The sequence below is a fragment of the Mycobacterium szulgai genome (genome assembly GCF_002116635.1).
Taxonomy (GTDB): Bacteria; Actinomycetota; Actinomycetes; order Mycobacteriales; family Mycobacteriaceae; genus Mycobacterium; species Mycobacterium szulgai.
In genome coordinates, this window is sequence record NZ_LQPW01000019.1 from 27,388 (window position 1) to 43,416 (window position 16,029).

Here is a 16,029-nt window from a genome sequence, read left to right on the forward strand (position 1 = left end):
GTCATTTTTACGGCCGCCAAGGCATGCCACGAACCGATGGACGCGGGACATCTTGTCACCCTGGTACGCGCTGGCAAACGCCAGGCGCCTGGTCGAGGTCGCGTAGCGACTCCCCGCAATGTTCTGCGCATCCCGACATCTGACATGCCTCGTCGGCAAGGGGGTCGCACCGCAAAGCGGTGCGTTTTGTGCGCAGCTTGTGGTGAAGGAACAGATAGAGGAGATTGTCGGTGCCAGAAATATCAGCGACTACGGGGTCTACCAAGTAGCGCACGGAGCATGTGTTCGGCGGCGTGTCGCAGTAACTGCTGCTTTCTCTCTTCTGCGCTCTGTACGCGACGCGGTCGTGGCGCCACGCTTTTTGTGCATGGTTTGACTGTCGAGCAAAGTCCTGACGCCCTCGACAGCGCCTTAGTAGGATTCGCATAGTGGGGAGACGCCGAGGATTCTTTGCGGAGTTGCAATACCAAGCGCGGCTGGCTGAGCAACGTCAGCGTCGAGAACACGCAGCGGCAGTGCAGGCGCACAACAGGGCTGTGAGAGAGCAAGAACGCGCCTGGCGCGACTACATTCGTGTGCAGGGCGCAGCGGAACGGGCATCGGCAATGGAGCATGCCGCCGCAGTGCGAGCAGCGAAGGAAGCGCACGTAAACGCACAAAAGGCTGCTGCGGAGTCTCGGACTGCCGAGGTCCTTGAGATCTTCAGCCAGATCGACTCGATTCTGGCCGCCACGCTGGAGGTCGACGACTACGTCGACATTGATTCGCTAAAGCAGCGGGTCCAGCACCCACCTTTCGCTCATGAGGACCTCAGGGCTGCCCCGCCGCAGCCGCAGCTAGAAGCACCCCCGCCCGAACCCCAGTTTGTCGCGCCACCGTCGCCAACAGGTTTGTCGAAGTTGTTTGGCAAACAGAAGCATGCTGAGGCGACCGCTCAAGCTCGTGCGGTTTGGGACGCTGCGCACAGGCAGTGGTCCGACTACGTGAATCGAGTACTGCCGGCAAAGAACGCCCAACTACTGGAGGAACACGCTGCCTCCGAGCATCGGCGCGCTGAGAAGCTAGGTGCTGCCTTGCACGAGTATCGAGAGGCATGTGCTGCTCGTGAGCGTGCCGTCGCTGAAGCGAACGCCAAAGTTGACGAGTTTCGCGCTTCATTGGCTGCAGGTCACCCGGACGCGGTCGTTCAGTATGTTGGCGTGGTACTTGGGAATTCGGTCTACCCCGAGGCATTCGTTGTAGAACACGACTACAGCTTCGACGCGGAGCTCGGGGAACTCACCGTCGCGGTTATCGTTCCCCCGCCGTCGGAGATGCCCAGTGTGAAGGCGTATAGGTACATCGCTACTTCAGACGAAATACGGGAAACGCCGTGTACTCAGAAGGAGCGACGAGAGCGTTATAACGGCGCTGTCGCGGCAGTGGCAGTCCGTACATTTCACGAGGTATTCGAAGGTGACCGTGAAGAACGGATCAAGACCATTTCACTTACCGTGCAGACCGAAGCGGTCAATCCGGCAACCGGGCTTGCGCAGACTTTCCCGTTCATCGCGGCCGCGTCAGATCGTGAACAATTTTCCAAGCTGAATTTGGCGAACGTGGATCCGGCAGAGACCCTAGTGCACCTGCGGGCGCTGGCATCGAAGAATGCGTTCGGACTGAAGGCGATCAATATGACCCGCGGAGTCCGGTAATGGGTTCTCCAGACCCTTCCGTAGGCGACTCCGCATTAGCAGAGCTGTTTCGCGAAAATCGTCTACTACAAGAGAAACTCGCTGATTCACTCGCTGAGAAGGAGGCGCTTCGCCACGGAATCGAGGTTCTTCATGATGTCGGGATCTACACCTACAGACACCCGCTAGAAAACGCCGTCGACTATCAACATGCACTGGCAGCGATCTCGGCGGAAGTAAAGTCATTGATCGCTGAAGGACGCGCTATTGAGGTGTCGACCCGGTTCACATTCGACAACTCGTTAGCTAAAGGCCGTAAGATGACAGCAGAGTTGGCGAAGCTCATGCTAAGGGCGTACAACGCTGAGGCCGAGAACTGCGTGCGATACGTCAAGGCGGGCAACCTCAAGGCGGCGGAAAATCGGCTGACGAGTGCAGCCACAGCAATAGCGCGATACGCGTCGATGATGGAGATGCGCATCAATCCTGCCTATCACGAGCTGAGATTACGTGAACTCGCACTTACCTCCGACTACCAGATGAAGGTCCAGGAGGAACGAGAAGCAGCCCGGGACGAACGTGCCCGCCTTCGTGAGGAGCAGCAAGCGGAACGCGAACTCCGCGCCGAGCGTGAACGACTTGAGAAGGAACGGGCGCACTACGCCGCCGCCTTGGCGGCTCTTGTTGACAGTGACCGCGAGGACGAGCGCGAGGTGCTTGCGGCGAAGATAGCGGACATTGACAAATCGATCGCCAACAACGATTACCGCACAGCGAATATCCGTGCCGGATACGTTTATATCGTCAGCAACATCGGTTCCTTCGGACCTGGCATCATCAAGATCGGAATGACAAGGCGGCTGGACCCCATGGACCGGGTCCGCGAACTTGGTGACGCATCAGTCCCGTTTGGCTTCGACGTCCATGCACTGTTCTTTTCCGATGATGCTGTTGGCGTGGAAATCGGTCTCCACCAGCGGTTCGCTCACAGGCGGGTCAACCGCGTCAATCTCCGCCGTGAGTACTTCTACGTCACGCCGGCCGATGTGAAAGCGGCATTGGCCGAGGTCGGTGGCAACTTACTCGAGTTCGTCGAACGTCCAGAGGCCGAACAATATCGCTCCAGCGAAAAGATCCGAGCTCGCGAACTCGCAGTGGACGACGAACATCTTGAAAATCGCTGAAGCGACCTGCAGAACTGGTACGCCATATGAAATGACTTGGCGCGTTTTCGATTGCACCGCTTTAAGGCACCTCGGCCGTCAAATTGGTGTGGGGTGCAGTCCATAATCTGGCATCCCGGCCCCTCAATGGGACAGAGTTTAGGGACAAACTCTGCGAAACGGCTTTGAATCAGTGAACCGAGATCGCCTAGCCATGACCACGCGAGAGTTTCGGCGTCCAATGCGAAGTTTGGCGAGCGGCGATTTAATGAAGCCGGTCCGTGAAGTACCTGTGAGCGACGATGATGACCGCGAAGCTGATCACCACGAGCCGGGCTAGCGCCCCGGGAACTTGGTTGACCCTGGAAATTGGCGGCGAAGGAAGAGCTGAGAGCTGTGGCTCCTGATTCATTCCAGGGAGCGCTCGGGCGAGCATCACAAAAGTGATGCCTGGCAAGCCCAGACATGTCACCAAGCCAGCCACTGCGCCGAACCACCTCATGCTCGTCCCGTTGAAAAAGGAGGGGTAAGTTGTCAGAATCCATGTGAGCGCAACGGCGCAGAAAAGACAGATGACGATGCAAAAATACGCCTTATCCAATTTTCTTTGAATCGTGTCGTTAGGATCGTAATCGTCAATTTCCGACCAGACAGAGGCTAATCTGTCTGGTTTAACTTGGCGTGTTTCTTTTTGAATCTTTCTGCGTGCGCACTGCAGGCTCCACATCACTGCCGCAAAGAACGCGATTGCCAGAATCCAAGCAGAAACATTCAAGCATGTGAGCCCAACTCCACCGCCGAAGCCGAAATCGGTTTGGAGAGCGTTGATGAATACCAGCGAAGTGGAGAGCGAAAAGGCCAACGTTCCTGTTGACACAAACATGAAGGCCTGGCTGGAGCTCCTGGCCAGCCGGAACCTTTCTGTTGGCTGGCCGTGACCCACGATCATCCATGCAAGGCCAGCTACAAGCAGTTCCGCGCCAAGAGTCAGTAGCCCGATCGCCGGCAGGAATCCGAGCCATGCTCTTTGGCATATTGGGCGAGCAACCTGGTCGGGCCATCCTAATTCCCCTGACGGCCTAGTTGCAGCAACTGACCCGAAAAGGTAGGCATCCACCCCCAACACGATGACACCCAACCCAAGCAGGACTACTGCGTGCTTGACTCCAAACCTGAAATAGGATTTTTTCGATCGCTTTATCGTTAGAAGCGTGGTCAGAGCCAAAAGTATAAAACCTGCAAGTACGCCGGCGAGCTGTGCATTTGTTACAGATATATCTATGACGCTCCATGGGTGGTTCTGTGACAAACAACGCGAATCCAGCGCGCGAACGACGAGCATTAAGGCCTCTCACAACACATGGCACCGACGGTATGACATTGAGTTAGCTAATAGTAGCGATGGAATCAGATTGCTGCATAGACGCAGTCAATCTGCCTTGCTGGACGACGATCAGCTGCGTGAATCGGCGCTGCGATTGCTTAGGGTCGCATGAAACTTACACAGTAATTCGGGGCGGCGTGGAGACAACTTTGCAGACCACGCGCCGTTGTTGCGGGATTGCCGTCTTATCTGCCGGAATGCGGATCGTGAAGAGTAAGAGGAGCGGACGTGGTTGGCTTTGCGGGTCTCGATTTTCAGACCACCGGATTCGCCGCCAACCAACACGACTGTGCGGTCGAAGTGGGAATTGTTCTGCGTTAGTAGGACGTGCGGTGGTGCAAGCTCCGGGGGCGCGTCTCTTCGCGGAACGTGCATACCACTCGAAGTTTCTCGCGGTCGTGGCACGCTATGCAGGCGAGCTCATGTAGGGACTCTGTTCGACGCGGGACTTGGGAACACGTTTGGGAACAACACCTCTGCGAAACACCCCAAATCAGTGCAACCAGGCGCGACCACCCTGACGCTTGACCCCTGCTGACCTGCACAAATGAGACCGGCTCAACACCCGAAAATCCCTGGTCCGTAGCTCATAACCCAGAGGTCGCAGGTTCGAATCCTGTCCCCGGCTGCTAGCGGAAATGGTCCTCAGGCGCAAGCCTGGGGGCCATTTTCATGCCCGCGGGCACTCCCGCGTCGGTGCGGAAGTGTGGTCAATGCCTCTCGCCACGAGCAAGGATGACCAACGTGGGACATATGTGGGGGAGCCAGGGTCCGCCGCCGGAAGCCTACGGCCGGGTCACCGACGCACAGCGCTACCGAGAACTGCACACAGTCGCACACTCGCTTCTAAACGACCTCCAGCAGCGATTCGATGTCACCCGTGAGTTGAGCACCGAGTCGGACCGACACAGCCCTGAACCGGCGCCGGTCGTTCGGTTGGTGCCGGCCGATCCTGCCGCTTCCGCGCTGACGATCGTGTTCGACGCGTTTCCGGGGGTGCTGGTGCGGATGGGTCACGACGGCGGCACCCATCAGCCGGTATGCGGTTGCGACGCCTGCGACGAGCCAGTCGAGCACTGCGCAGAACAGCTTCGCGGCTACGTGGAGGTGTGCGTTACCGGCGCTTTCGGTGAGCGACTTGTCCACGACGATACGTGGTGGCACGAACGCTGGTACGAGTTCCCGACGGGGGTCAGCTGGGACCGCGCACCGCTCGACGTGCCGCAGCGCGATGCGCTACGCGAAGCCTTCGCTGGTGACGAGATGCGTTGGGCGCCATGGCCGCAGCGCCGCCGACGCCCAGTAGAAAAATCTGTCGGTGCCCGGCCGTAGGGTCGGAGATATGAAACGGGTCGTCGGCATAGGGTTGCTGGCCTCGGCGTTCGCGCCGTTGGTCGCATTGCTCGCCGTCCTCAAGCTCACCGATTTCGGCTGGGTCAGTTGGGTGATCCTAGGGGCGTCGGCAGCGGCGGTTCTGCTCCTGGCCGTCGTGCTGCGCAGTCTGGCGAAGGTTCAATCGCGAGTTGTCGAAACCACGTCCGTTCGGCGTGCCGATGAGCGGGTGCTGGCTTTCACCTCGAGTTATGTCGTACCGCTCGTTGTTGCGCTGTTCGGCGGGGCCAGGGGGCCCGCCGTCGCCGCCACCTGGGCGCTCGTGGTGCTGCTGGTCGTGATCTACGTTCGTGCCGGTCTCTACCACTTGAATCCGGCCCTTGCCGTTTTCGGCTTCCGCCTCTATGAGGTGACGGCTACCAACGGCACCGTCACCATGCTGCTGGCCAAGCGCAATCACATCCCGCAGCGCGGGCCGCTCGAATGTCGCTACCTTGGCGACGACGTCGCGATCCAACTGAAGGGGCGCACATGACCGCGGATACAGCCCGGGAGGCGCTCACCGAAGCTGTCGGCAAAAGCATTGCCGCCCTTGCGAATTTCGTGATTCGCGGCGAGGCGCTGGCCGGCGCACAGGTGTCGAGGTTCGACGTAGTCAGTGACATGGCTGCCGACGTGATCAAAGACGTCGTGGGAGCCGCGACAGGTCTGTCGCAGAAGCAATTCCTTGACTACGACCCGTCCTACCAAACCAGCTCAGCCCAGGTGCTCGTGGAAAACCTCAGCGAGATCCCCGAGCTCGCCGCCGTCGACGCCGAGATTCGGCGCGGCGACGTTCCCAACGACGCCGGTGGTGGCCAGGCGGTCGCAATGGCCCACGCGGTCGGCACCGGACCGAGCCAGATCGTCGCCCACCGCTTGAAGGGTCCCGGCATCGCGACCCGCAAGCGCGGAATCACCCTCATACCTCGCGATGGCATCTATCGGCCGATCGAAGGCGAAGTGCTCTATTACGAACCGCGATTCGACGTATTCACCTGCGCGGGGTTCGCCTACTTCACGACAGTGACGCTGATCCAGACCAAACTGCAGGCCGACCAGAAGGCGCGCCGATTGGCCCGCGAAACCCTTGCCACCGTCACCGCGAAGGTCCGCATCGACGGGTTCGCCGACTTGGAGAACGCGGTGATGGATGACCCCACTATGCGAGCCAAGATGGCCTACGTCGCGCGACTCGTGCAGTCCGACCGTGAATACGCCAAGAACCTGACGACCAAGAAGCTGATCAAGTTCGTCGAAGAAAACCCCGACTACAACATTCCGGTAGCCACGGTGGACGGCGCGAAGGTTCTCCGCTTTGACCCATCGCCGCAGCACCGCCACCAGATTCCCCGTCTGCTGGCCGACGACTATCTACACAGTTATCTCACTAATCGCAACTATGAGGCGGGGTCAAAGCAGCGCGTCCAAACGGGAGGTCACGCGTCTTGAACAGGCAGTAGTTCGTCAATCAAGGCACGCACTAGTTCAGCGATGTCGTCACGAATTCGGCGTACGACGTCAAGCGGTTGGCCGGCGGGGTCGTCAAGTTTCCAGTCGCGATAGGACACCCCGGGATAGAAGGGGCAGGTGTCGCCGCAGCCCATGGTGATCACGACGTCGCTGGTTGCGACGGCCAGATCGGTGAGGACTTTGGGCGCCGCCGCGGTGATGTCGATGCCCAATTCGGCCATCGCAGCAACGGCCACAGGGTTGATCTGCTCGGCGGGTTCGGTTCCCGCGGAACGCACTTCGATGCGGTCACCGGCGAAGTGGGTCAGCAGTGCGGCCGCCATTTGGGATCGACCGGCGTTGTGCACGCATACGAACAGGACGCTGGGGCCGGTCATGTCGGGAAGCGACGCCGCAGCGCCAGGGAGACGTAGACCAGAGCGACCAGGACCGGCACCTCGATCAGCGGGCCTACCACGCCGGCCAGTGCCTGGCCTGAGGTGGCGCCGTACGTGGCGATCGCCACGGCGATGGCGAGCTCGAAGTTGTTGCCGGCGGCAGTAAAAGCCAGGGTCGCGGTGCGTGCATAACCGAGTCGAACGGCGTAGCCGAAGGCGAAGCCGCCGCCCCACATGATCGCGAAGTAGGCCAGCAACGGCAGGGCAATGCGGGCCACGTCCCAAGGCCGAGTGGCGATCTGGTCTCCCTGCAGCGCAAACAGGATCACAATCGTAAACAGCAGCCCATAGAGCGCCCACGGCCCGATCCTCGGCAGGTAGCGGGTTTCATACCAGTTGCGGCCCTTGGTTTTTTCGGCCCAGCGTCGGGATAGATATCCCGCCGCCAATGGCACGCCGAGAAACAGGAGCACCGACTTGGCGATCTGCCAGGGGGAGACGCTGATGTCGGTCTGAGCCAGCCCGAGCCAGCCGGGCAGTACTGCGAGGTAGAACCAGCCCAGAACTGCGAACATCGCGACTTGGAAAATCGAGTTGAGCGCGACCAGGACCGCGGCGGCTTCACGGTCGCCGCAGGCCAGGTCGTTCCAGATGACGACCATGGCGATGCAGCGGGCCAGCCCGACGATGATCAAGCCGGTGCGGTATTCGGGCAGATCCGGCAGCAGCAGCCAGGCAAGGGTGAACATCACCGCAGGCCCCAGCACCCAGTTGAGCAGAAGTGAGGACACCATTAGCGTGCGGTCGCGAGTGACCGTGTCCAGCCGGTCGTAGCGGACCTTGGCCAACACCGGATACATCATGATCAACAAGCCGAGTGCGATCGGCAACGAAATGCCGTCGAGCTCAACGGCACTCAGCGCCGTGCCCAAGCCTTTGACAAATCGGCCCAGCAACAACCCGGCAGCCATGGCCGCCGCAATCCAAACCGGCAGCAGCCGATCAAGAGTGGGAAGCCTTGTCGCAGCGGCGAGCCCAGAACGAGGGACGGTGTCAGTCATCGACGTGCTGCCGAACTCAGCAGCATGACGGCGCGGTCTGGGCGGCGGCACCGCCGCAGCACACGCCGTCGCCGTTCTCGGCGGGGTGCTGAGGGCTTGCGCCGAAGGTGTCGGAGTCGGCCAGCACCGTGTAGACCTCCCACCGCTCGCCGCCCGGCCCGGTGACCCAGACCTTGTCCTGGGTGGCAAAGCAGCACGTGGTGCCTATTTCTTCCTCGGTGAACATCCCGGCAGACGCCAGCCTGCCGATCTCGGCGTGCACGTCTTCGCTGGATTCGACCTCCACCCCGAGGTGGTTAAGTGTGCCACCCTGCGTGGGGTTTTCCAGCAGGACCAGCTTCAACGGCGGATCGGCGATCGCGAAGTTGGCGTAACCGGGCTTGACCTTGGCCGGTTCGGAACCAAACAGCTTGGAATAGAACGCAATTGCGTCGTCGAGGTTGTCGACGTTGAGAGCCAGCTGCACTCGAGACATGGAAAATCCTCCAAACCTGTGAGACATATATCGAAGTAGTTCGACGACACTCAGCATGCCACCTTTTTGATATATGTCAAACTTTGTGGCAATGTGGCCCTATGCCCAGAGCGCTGCCGGTGATCGACACGACCGCACCGGTCTGCTGCGCCCCGGTGGCTTCAGGGCAGTTGTCAGACGACGATGCACTGCAGATCGCGTTGCGGCTACGGGCGCTGGCCGACCCGGTCCGGGTCAAGATCATCTCGTACTTGTTCAGTTCATCTGCGGGCGAGGAGATTTCGGGCGAACTTGCCGCGGTACTGGACCTCAGCGAGTCGACGGTCAGTCATCATCTGACTCAGCTGCGTAAGGCCGGGTTGGTGGTCTCGGACCGGCGCGGAATGAAGGTGTTCCATCGGGTGCGTCCGGATGCGCTACAGGCTCTGTGTGCCGCACTGGATCCAAATTGCTGCACTTAGGGTAGCCATGGCGACGGTACGCACGCGCGTAGTGATTCGGCTGATCGTGGCGGCACTGCTCGGAGTCGCGACGGCAATGCTCATCAGTTCGGCGGCAGGCTTGCGATACGCGCCGGCCGCGGGCTGGATCGCTGCGGCGTTCGTCTACCTCGCCTGGACATGGATCGTCGTGCTGCCGATGGACTCCGTCCAGACCCGCGAACATGTCCGCCCCGAGGACCCGCCGAGGGGCTGGGTCACCGACGCCATCATCCTGGTGGCGAGCGTGGCGAGTGTGGGTGGTGTCGCGCATCTGCTCGCCGCGGGTTCCAAGGCGGGGGTCGAGAAGGATGTCACGGCTGCGGTCGGGGTGGTCAGCATTGTCGCCGCGTGGTTCGTCGTGCACACCGTCTTCAGCGTCCGCTACGCCGACATCTACTACTCCGAGCCCACCGGCGGGATCAACTTCAATGGCGCCGAAGAGCCGCGATTCCTGGACTTCTTCTACCTCGCGTTCACCGTCGGCATGACCTACCAGGTCTCCGACACCAGCTTGCAGACAGGCAAACTGCGTGCCATTGCGCTTTGTCAGGCGGTGCTGTCCTACCTCTTCGGGGCGGTAATTCTAGCGGTCACGATCAATCTGGTTGTGGGACTGAGTAATTCGGGAAATTGACGCCTCAGGTTTACCCCCGCCGATAACGGTTATGCCCTGCACATGGGATTTCCCGAACAGCAGCAATCCGTCCCCGGTGTACAGGCGCAGATGGATCCCGTCCCGGACTGCGGCGAGCACAGCTATACCGGATCGGGCAAGCTGACCGGCAAGAGCGCGGTGATCACCGGCGGCGACAGCGGAATCGGCCGAGCCGTCGCGATCGCCTTCGCTCGAGAGGGCGCCGACGTGCTCATCGCCTACCTGAATGAGGACGACGACGCTCAGGACGTCGCGCGGTATGTCGAAGACGCGGGTCGCAAATGCGTGCTGGTTCGGGGTGATCTGGCCGATGCGCAACAGTGCCGCGCGGTCGTCGAGCGGGCCGCGTCGGAGTTCGGTCAGATCGACGTGCTGGTCAACAACGCCGCCTTCCAGATGACCCACGAGAGCCTGGAAGAAATCAGCGACGAGGAATGGGACCACACGTTCCGGCTCAATGTCGGGGCCTATTTCTACCTCGCCAAGGCGGCGCTGCCGCACATGCGCGAAGGCTCGTCGATCATCGGTAGTTCCTCGGTGAATTCCGACTCTCCCAATCCCACGCTGGCGCCATACGCGGCGACCAAGGCGGCGATAGCGAATTTCTCGGCCAGTCTTGCTCAACTCCTCGGCCCACGCGGCATTCGGGTCAATAGCGTTGCCCCCGGCCCGATCTGGACGCCGCTGATCCCGTCGACAATGCCTGCGGAGAAAGTGAAGTCGTTCGGGGACAACGTGCCGCTGGGGCGCGCCGGACAGCCGGCCGAGCTGGCCTCGATCTACGTATTGCTGGCCTCCGACGAGGCGAGCTACATCTCGGGCGCACGGGTGGCGGTCACCGGGGGCAGACCAATTCTCTAGCGACTAGTAAACTGCCGAATTCATGGCGATCCGGCGTGCAGTTCTGCTCATCGCGGATATCGGCGGGTACACGCGTTACATGACGTGGAACCGGATGCACCTGGCGCACGCCCAGCAGGCGGTGGCCGCGCTGCTGGAGGCGGTCATCGATGCCGGCAAAGGCCTCAAGCTGGCGAAGTTGGAAGGCGATGCCGCATTCTTCTGGGCGCCGGGGGGCAACGCCAGAATGGTGTGTGAACGGTTGGCGATCATGCGGCAGGCATTTCTGGCCCGTAAGGAACGGATCAAGAAGGACGCATCCTGCACCTGCCAGAGCTGCGCCCAGTTGGGCAACCTTTCGCTCAAGTTTGTGGTGCACGAGGGCGAGGTGGCCGAGCAAAAGGTGAAGCGCCGCGTCGAGCTCGCCGGTGTCGACGTCATCCTGGTGCACCGGATGCTCAAGAACTCGGTACCGATACCCGAATACGTGCTGATGACCGACGTGGTGTCGCAGTGCCTGGAGGAGTCGATGCGTCAGCGTTCGCTGCCGCTCACCCACGACTTCGAAGGCATCGGCCAAACGTCCACCTTCTACATCGACCTCGCCCTGCCGGTGGAGGTGCCTGAGGTGCCCGAGCGCAGCCCCGTCGGCCGGTTCTCGGCGAAGATGAAGTTCGAGATGCAGTCGCTGCCGTTCATCTTGGGTGTCAAACAAGCCTGTGCTGGTTTCCGCAACCTGGGCCGCGGCAACAGGGAAGAGCTGCCGGCTTGAGCCAACCAGACCCAGTGGCCCTGCTGCGCGAGATGTTCGACCGAATGGTCGTCGCTAAGAACGCCGAGCTGATCGAGCACTACTACCACCCGGACTTCGTGATGTACTCCGACGGGCTGAGCCAAACTTACGCCGAGTTCAGCGACAGCCACCGCGAGCTATATGCCAGCGACATCAGCTACGCCGTCGAATACGACGAGCAGGCCTGGGTGGCGGCCCCCGACAAGGTCGCCGCGCGGGTGTGGATCACCACGTCTCGTCCCGGCGAGCAGCCGAGCCGCATCGAGGTGGTGCTCATCGCGGGGTTGCGCGACGGCCGGATCCACCGGGTCTGGGAGACCACCTGGCCGAGCTGGCGTGAGCTACCCGCGTTCGAAAAGTATTGAGCATCAACGTAACCGGTTCATCAGCTCAGCCGCAGCGTGCCGCCCGCTGAGCAGAGCGCCGTGCACGGTGGCCGGATTGTCGGTGCCGACGGCCTCACCGGCCAGATACAGCCGGTCGCTGATCGGCTGCTGCAGCCGGCGCCGGTCGTCCAGTCCTGAGCCGGGAGCGTGAAATGAATACGAGCCCACTGCATATGGGTCGACGCTCCACGTCGACGACTTGATCTCCAGGGGCGCGATGTCAGCTCCGAACAGCCGCCGGGCGATCGGCAGCGCGCTGTTCATCAAATCACCGCCAGCGGCTGACTCCACATACCGGCCCCGGTGACCCGCGTTGAAAGCCAACACAATTGGTCCCGCGTCGGCCGGCAAGCTCAACCATTGCGCCCACATGCCGTCGTCAGCGCCCAGATACTGGTAGAACGAATTCGGAACGTCCCAGGTTCGCTTGTCGAACCGGAAGTAGCTCTTGGACAATACGCCGAATCCCAAGGCGCTCACCGCATGGGCGTGTCCGTCGGGTAGCGGTGGGTCGAAGGTGATGGCACCGGATTTCAGCACGCCCAGCGGAACGGTGACGATCGCGGCCGGGCCCTCGAACATCTGGTTGCCCGCCCGCAGCGTCACCGAATCATCGTGTCGCTCAACCGATGTGACGACGGTATTGAGGACGATCTGCAGCCCTTCGGCCAGCAGCCGCGGGATTGCGTCGTAGCCGCTGGTGATCACCAGCTGCGGGCCGTCGGTGTAGCGGCCCAGATCGTACGTTGTAGCGGACAGCTGGCTCGCGTCGGCGGCGAACTCCTCCTCGATCTCGGTGTTGACGAAGAAGGCCAATTCAGCGCGCTCGGTGTCGGAAAGCTCCTCGCGTTTGGCCGAGGCTTCGACCGCGGCGCCCAATGACCCGCCGTCGACGTCGTCGCCGGCATCTTCCACGAAATGCCGCCACTTGGTTTGGCTGGCCTGGGTGTAGGTGAGCGGAGCCAGTCGAGGGTCCACCGCGAGTTCCGTCCACTTGTAGTACTCGGTGGGACTGCGCTGCGCTGACACCTTGTCGGCCAGCTCGTCCAGCGGATTGTTGGTTGCGCCATGGATCCAGGACGCACCCATTTCCAGCGGCACCCCCCAATCGCGATTGGTATGCACGCGGCCGCCGATTCGATTGCGGGCCTCGATCACTCGCACCGGCCATCCGGCGTCGGCCAGGCTGCGCGCGGCACCCAAACCCGCCATCCCGGCGCCGATCACGAGCACTGACTTGGTGTCCGGTGGCGCGGTGGTGGTAGTGCCCGGACGCGAAATCTTGGTGCTGCGCGCCGGCGGACGATTGGTTGTGCAGCCCGCGGCCAGCCCGGCGCCGGTCAAGCTCGCCGCCGCCAGGAATTCCCGACGGGATAACTGGGACACGAGTGTCAGCCTCTCACATCTCGTGCCTGGAAATCTGGTCCAAACTGCGACGGCTTCCCATTACGTGCAGGTAAACTCGCGTCCAACCGGAAGGCGGCAATGCGGCCGCGTTCGAAGGGGGAGCGGCGATGAGTGCTCGGAAGTCGACCCGGGGCAGTACGCGACTCCGGCTGCCCGAGGAGTTGCCGCCCAGCCGCGACCTGACGGTCCGCGCAGCCGACGGAACCCCATTGCACACCCAGGTGTTCGGGCCGTCCGATGGCTACCCGATAGTGCTGACCCACGGCATCACTTGCGCCCTGCGGGCGTGGGCTTACCAAATCGCAGACCTTGCCTCCGACTACCGGGTGATCGCCTTCGACCACCGGGGTCACGGACGCAGCGGCATCCCGCGCCGGGGTGGCTACAGTCTCAAACACCTTGCGTCCGACCTGGATTCGGTACTGGACGCGACGTTGGCTCCGCACGAGCGCGCGGTGATCGCCGGGCATTCGATGGGCGGCATCACCATCGCAGCCTGGTCGCAACGCTACCGCCACAAGGTTTCCCGGCGTGCGGACGCCGTGGCGATGATCAACACCACCACCGGCGACCTGGTGTCCAATGTGCGCTTCCTGCCGGTGCCCAAGGGGTTGGCGGCGGCCCGGGTCCTGGCCGGCCGGAGCCTGATCGGCGCCCTGGGCGGCTTCCCGCTTCCGGGCGCGATCCGGATACCGGCTCGGCAGCTGGTCGCGATGATGGCGGTTGCCGCCGATGCCGACCCAAGTGCGGCAAACCTGATCTACGAGTTGTTCGTGCAGACGTCACCGGCGGGGCGCGGTGGCTGCGCCAGAATGCTCGTCGGGGAAATGGGATCGCGCTACCTCAACCTGGACGGTCTGACGGTGCCGACCCTGGTTATCGGTAGCGAACGTGATCGGCTGACGCCGATCAGCCAGTCTCGCAAGATCGCGGCCACCGCGCCCAACGTCGTCGGTCTGGTCGAACTGCCCGGCGGCCACTGCTCGATGCTGGAGCAACCGCAGGAGGTCAATCGCCAGCTGCGCGTCCTGGCCGAATCGGTCGCCCGGTCTCGGGTGCACCGAATCAGCTCATAGCAGGGCCGCGATCTCGGCGGCCGCCCGCTGGCCGGACCTGACCGCGCCGTCGAAGTATCCGGTCCATTCGTCCGCGGTTTCGGTGCCCGCCCAATGAATCGGCCCGACCGGCGCACGTAACCATCGCCCGTATCGCGTCCACGAGCCCGGCGGCACCGCGGCCGTCGGGCCGCCCGGTGCGAATTCCTCTGTGCCCCAGCGGAAATCGGTATAGTCGAGGGGTTTGAGCGCCTCCTCGCCGAACAGTGCCGCGAAGCACCGCAACGCATCGCGGCGGCGCTGCTCGGTGGGCAGCGAATCGAACGCGCGGGCATCGACGAATCCCAACAGAACACCGGGGCCGTCATGAGGACTTACGTCGAAGGTGATGAACACCGGACCCCGGTCGGACAGAGCCTGGCCGGAGAAACCGTTGGTACGCCAGAACGGCGTCTCGTATGCGGCGTAGGCCTTGCTGAGCCGGCCCTGTGGCCAGTTTTTGGCGAGCTGTTCGTATTCGGGCGGTAGCGGGGGACTGAACTCGATGGCTGCGCGATGGGCCGGTGGGATCGCTACGATGACGAACCCGGCATCGGCCTGGCCCTGATCGGAAGTGATCGTCACACCCGCGCCGTGCCGCTCGATGCGACGGACCGGCGCGTTGAGCACCACCCGGGAGCCGAGTTCGGCGGCGGCCAACTCGGCGATCTGTTGAGTGCCACCCGGAAACAGGTCCTGCTGGGCACCGTTCTCGACGTCGAGCAGCCGGTCCAGGCCGCCCGCGGCGCGGACATATCGGGTGGCGTGCAGCATCGACACGTCGTCGGGTTCACATCCCCAAGTCACTCGCGTCATGATCGCCATCAGGTCGCGCGAGGAGGCGGTCGCGTGGACCAAACGCAACCATTGACCCAACGACACCTCGTCGAGTTGGCGAGCCCGTCGGGCGTCCCACGGTGCCGAAATCGGGACGTTGCGTGAAATTCTTTCGAATTGCCAACGCAACCGGCCGATGTCGAGTAGCCCAGCCAGCGACAGCCGGGGAATCGTCCCGCGGTAGGCGCGTGGCCCGCCCCGCCAGTGGATGACGTTCTTGCCCTGATGGGGGGTCGGGGTGGTCGGCACCTGCAGCTCGGCCGCCAACGCTCGGACCGCGTCCTGGGTGGGGCCCACGAATGAGCCGCCCATATCGGCTGGTAATCCTGCGACGCTGCCAGTGAAAGAGCGACCGCCAACACGCTCGCGCCCCTCGAATACCAGCACATCGTGGCCCTGTCGGGTCAACTCACGGGCTGCAGACAGCCCGGCGAAGCCGGCCCCCACCACGACAACGTCGACAATCCGCGGAGGGTTTGTCACGCCCTATAGTGAACCCCATTTAGTCGGCTCCCCGTAGGATAAATTTCGATCGTCAGTTGCTTCCCCTGGTCAGGC

General features: G+C 62.3%; 15 protein-coding genes and 1 pseudogene. 11 read left to right on the plus strand and 5 right to left on the minus strand.

Features of this window, described 5'->3' with window-relative positions; translation table 11 throughout:
• Positions 1–536 precede the first annotated feature (536 nt).
• Together AWC27_RS04755 and AWC27_RS04760 are read left to right on the plus strand one after the other, a co-directional pair.
• Positions 537–1,694: a hypothetical protein gene (locus AWC27_RS04755; protein WP_139836776.1), complete on the plus strand. Its 1,158-nt coding sequence runs from the start codon at positions 537–539 to the stop codon at positions 1,692–1,694.
• Positions 1,694–2,857 carry an SNIPE associated domain-containing protein gene (locus tag AWC27_RS04760; RefSeq protein ID WP_085669439.1) on the plus strand — a complete coding sequence of 388 codons (1,164 nt, stop codon included), beginning with the start codon at positions 1,694–1,696 and terminating at the stop codon, positions 2,855–2,857. The genes AWC27_RS04755 and AWC27_RS04760 overlap by 1 nt, the downstream gene beginning before the upstream one ends.
• A 244-nt stretch (positions 2,858–3,101) precedes the next feature.
• Here AWC27_RS04760 and AWC27_RS29920 read toward each other — a convergent pair whose 3' ends face one another.
• The gene (locus tag AWC27_RS29920; RefSeq protein WP_139836777.1) at positions 3,102–4,178 is read right to left on the minus strand and encodes a hypothetical protein; all 1,077 of its coding nucleotides are present in this window, start codon (positions 4,176–4,178) and stop codon (positions 3,102–3,104) included.
• A 777-nt stretch (positions 4,179–4,955) separates the two neighbouring features.
• On the opposite strand from AWC27_RS29920, the gene AWC27_RS04770 reads away from it, so the two are divergent.
• From AWC27_RS04770 to AWC27_RS04780, 3 genes are read left to right on the plus strand one after another with little or no spacing between them, the layout of a single operon-like run.
• The gene (locus tag AWC27_RS04770; protein WP_085669441.1) at positions 4,956–5,552 is read left to right on the plus strand and encodes a DUF6226 family protein; all 597 of its coding nucleotides are present in this window, start codon (positions 4,956–4,958) and stop codon (positions 5,550–5,552) included.
• A gap of 10 nt (positions 5,553–5,562) precedes the next feature.
• Positions 5,563–6,087: a hypothetical protein gene (locus tag AWC27_RS04775; RefSeq protein ID WP_085669442.1), complete on the plus strand. Its 525-nt coding sequence runs from the start codon at positions 5,563–5,565 to the stop codon at positions 6,085–6,087.
• The gene (locus AWC27_RS04780) at positions 6,084–7,043 is read left to right on the plus strand and encodes a hypothetical protein (RefSeq protein ID WP_083111064.1); all 960 of its coding nucleotides are present in this window, start codon (positions 6,084–6,086) and stop codon (positions 7,041–7,043) included. The genes AWC27_RS04775 and AWC27_RS04780 overlap by 4 nt, the downstream gene beginning before the upstream one ends.
• Here the strand turns inward: AWC27_RS04780 and arsB are convergent.
• Together arsB and AWC27_RS04795 are read right to left on the minus strand one after the other, a co-directional pair.
• Positions 7,031–8,502, minus strand: a pseudogene (gene arsB / locus AWC27_RS04790) (ACR3 family arsenite efflux transporter). The gene AWC27_RS04780 and the pseudogene arsB sit on opposite strands and share 13 nt — an antisense overlap.
• A gap of 16 nt (positions 8,503–8,518) precedes the next feature.
• Positions 8,519–8,977, minus strand: coding sequence for an ArsI/CadI family heavy metal resistance metalloenzyme (locus AWC27_RS04795; protein ID WP_083111061.1), 459 nt, complete (start codon positions 8,975–8,977; stop codon positions 8,519–8,521).
• Positions 8,978–9,078: 101 nt separating this feature from the next.
• Between AWC27_RS04795 and AWC27_RS04800 the strand changes: the two genes are divergently transcribed.
• Genes AWC27_RS04800 through AWC27_RS04820 form a run of 5 tightly spaced genes read left to right on the plus strand, consistent with a single transcriptional unit; the run spans position 9,079 to position 12,112 of the window.
• Positions 9,079–9,438, plus strand: a complete 360-nt coding sequence (locus AWC27_RS04800; RefSeq protein WP_083111060.1) for an Rv2640c family ArsR-like transcriptional regulator — start codon at positions 9,079–9,081, stop codon at positions 9,436–9,438.
• On the plus strand, positions 9,425–10,093 hold the full coding sequence (locus AWC27_RS04805) for a DUF1345 domain-containing protein (protein ID WP_372510954.1): 669 nt from the start codon (positions 9,425–9,427) through the stop codon (positions 10,091–10,093). Before AWC27_RS04800 ends, AWC27_RS04805 begins: the two co-directional genes overlap by 14 nt.
• Before the next feature lie 42 nt (positions 10,094–10,135).
• Entirely contained in the window at positions 10,136–10,975 is an 840-nt protein-coding gene (locus AWC27_RS04810; RefSeq protein WP_083111058.1) for a glucose 1-dehydrogenase, read from the plus strand.
• Between the two features lie 22 nt (positions 10,976–10,997).
• Entirely contained in the window at positions 10,998–11,726 is a 729-nt protein-coding gene (locus tag AWC27_RS04815; RefSeq protein WP_083111057.1) for a DUF2652 domain-containing protein, read from the plus strand.
• 32 nt (positions 11,727–11,758) lie between these two features.
• The gene (locus AWC27_RS04820; RefSeq protein ID WP_085669631.1) at positions 11,759–12,112 is read left to right on the plus strand and encodes a nuclear transport factor 2 family protein; all 354 of its coding nucleotides are present in this window, start codon (positions 11,759–11,761) and stop codon (positions 12,110–12,112) included.
• A 3-nt stretch (positions 12,113–12,115) separates the two neighbouring features.
• Here AWC27_RS04820 and AWC27_RS04825 read toward each other — a convergent pair whose 3' ends face one another.
• Positions 12,116–13,519, minus strand: coding sequence for a flavin monoamine oxidase family protein (locus tag AWC27_RS04825; RefSeq protein WP_085669443.1), 1,404 nt, complete (start codon positions 13,517–13,519; stop codon positions 12,116–12,118).
• Between the two features lie 128 nt (positions 13,520–13,647).
• Between AWC27_RS04825 and AWC27_RS04830 the strand changes: the two genes are divergently transcribed.
• Positions 13,648–14,616, plus strand: a complete 969-nt coding sequence (locus AWC27_RS04830) for an alpha/beta fold hydrolase (protein WP_085669444.1) — start codon at positions 13,648–13,650, stop codon at positions 14,614–14,616.
• Here AWC27_RS04830 and AWC27_RS04835 read toward each other — a convergent pair.
• Positions 14,611–15,954 (minus strand): flavin monoamine oxidase family protein, encoded by a 1,344-nt coding sequence (locus tag AWC27_RS04835; RefSeq protein WP_083111054.1) that lies wholly within the window; start codon positions 15,952–15,954, stop codon positions 14,611–14,613. The genes AWC27_RS04830 and AWC27_RS04835 overlap by 6 nt on opposite strands.
• Between the last annotated feature and the right edge of the window lie 75 nt (positions 15,955–16,029).

What these genes read in the sequence shown, in the direction of transcription:
- AWC27_RS04775 (WP_085669442.1), top strand. Translation starts at nt 5,563, where the DNA reads ATGAAACGGGTCGTCGGCATAGGGTTGCTGGCCTCGGCGTTCGCGCCG.
- AWC27_RS29920 (WP_139836777.1), bottom strand. Translation starts at nt 4,178, where the DNA reads ATGCTCGTCGTTCGCGCGCTGGATTCGCGTTGTTTGTCACAGAACCAC.
- AWC27_RS04800 (WP_083111060.1), top strand. Translation starts at nt 9,079, where the DNA reads ATGCCCAGAGCGCTGCCGGTGATCGACACGACCGCACCGGTCTGCTGC.
- AWC27_RS04830 (WP_085669444.1), top strand. Translation starts at nt 13,648, where the DNA reads ATGAGTGCTCGGAAGTCGACCCGGGGCAGTACGCGACTCCGGCTGCCC.
- AWC27_RS04770 (WP_085669441.1), top strand. Translation starts at nt 4,956, where the DNA reads ATGACCAACGTGGGACATATGTGGGGGAGCCAGGGTCCGCCGCCGGAA.
- AWC27_RS04760 (WP_085669439.1), top strand. Translation starts at nt 1,694, where the DNA reads ATGGGTTCTCCAGACCCTTCCGTAGGCGACTCCGCATTAGCAGAGCTG.
- AWC27_RS04815 (WP_083111057.1), top strand. Translation starts at nt 10,998, where the DNA reads ATGGCGATCCGGCGTGCAGTTCTGCTCATCGCGGATATCGGCGGGTAC.
- AWC27_RS04795 (WP_083111061.1), bottom strand. Translation starts at nt 8,977, where the DNA reads ATGTCTCGAGTGCAGCTGGCTCTCAACGTCGACAACCTCGACGACGCA.
- AWC27_RS04780 (WP_083111064.1), top strand. Translation starts at nt 6,084, where the DNA reads ATGACCGCGGATACAGCCCGGGAGGCGCTCACCGAAGCTGTCGGCAAA.
- AWC27_RS04820 (WP_085669631.1), top strand. Translation starts at nt 11,759, where the DNA reads ATGTTCGACCGAATGGTCGTCGCTAAGAACGCCGAGCTGATCGAGCAC.
- AWC27_RS04810 (WP_083111058.1), top strand. Translation starts at nt 10,136, where the DNA reads ATGGGATTTCCCGAACAGCAGCAATCCGTCCCCGGTGTACAGGCGCAG.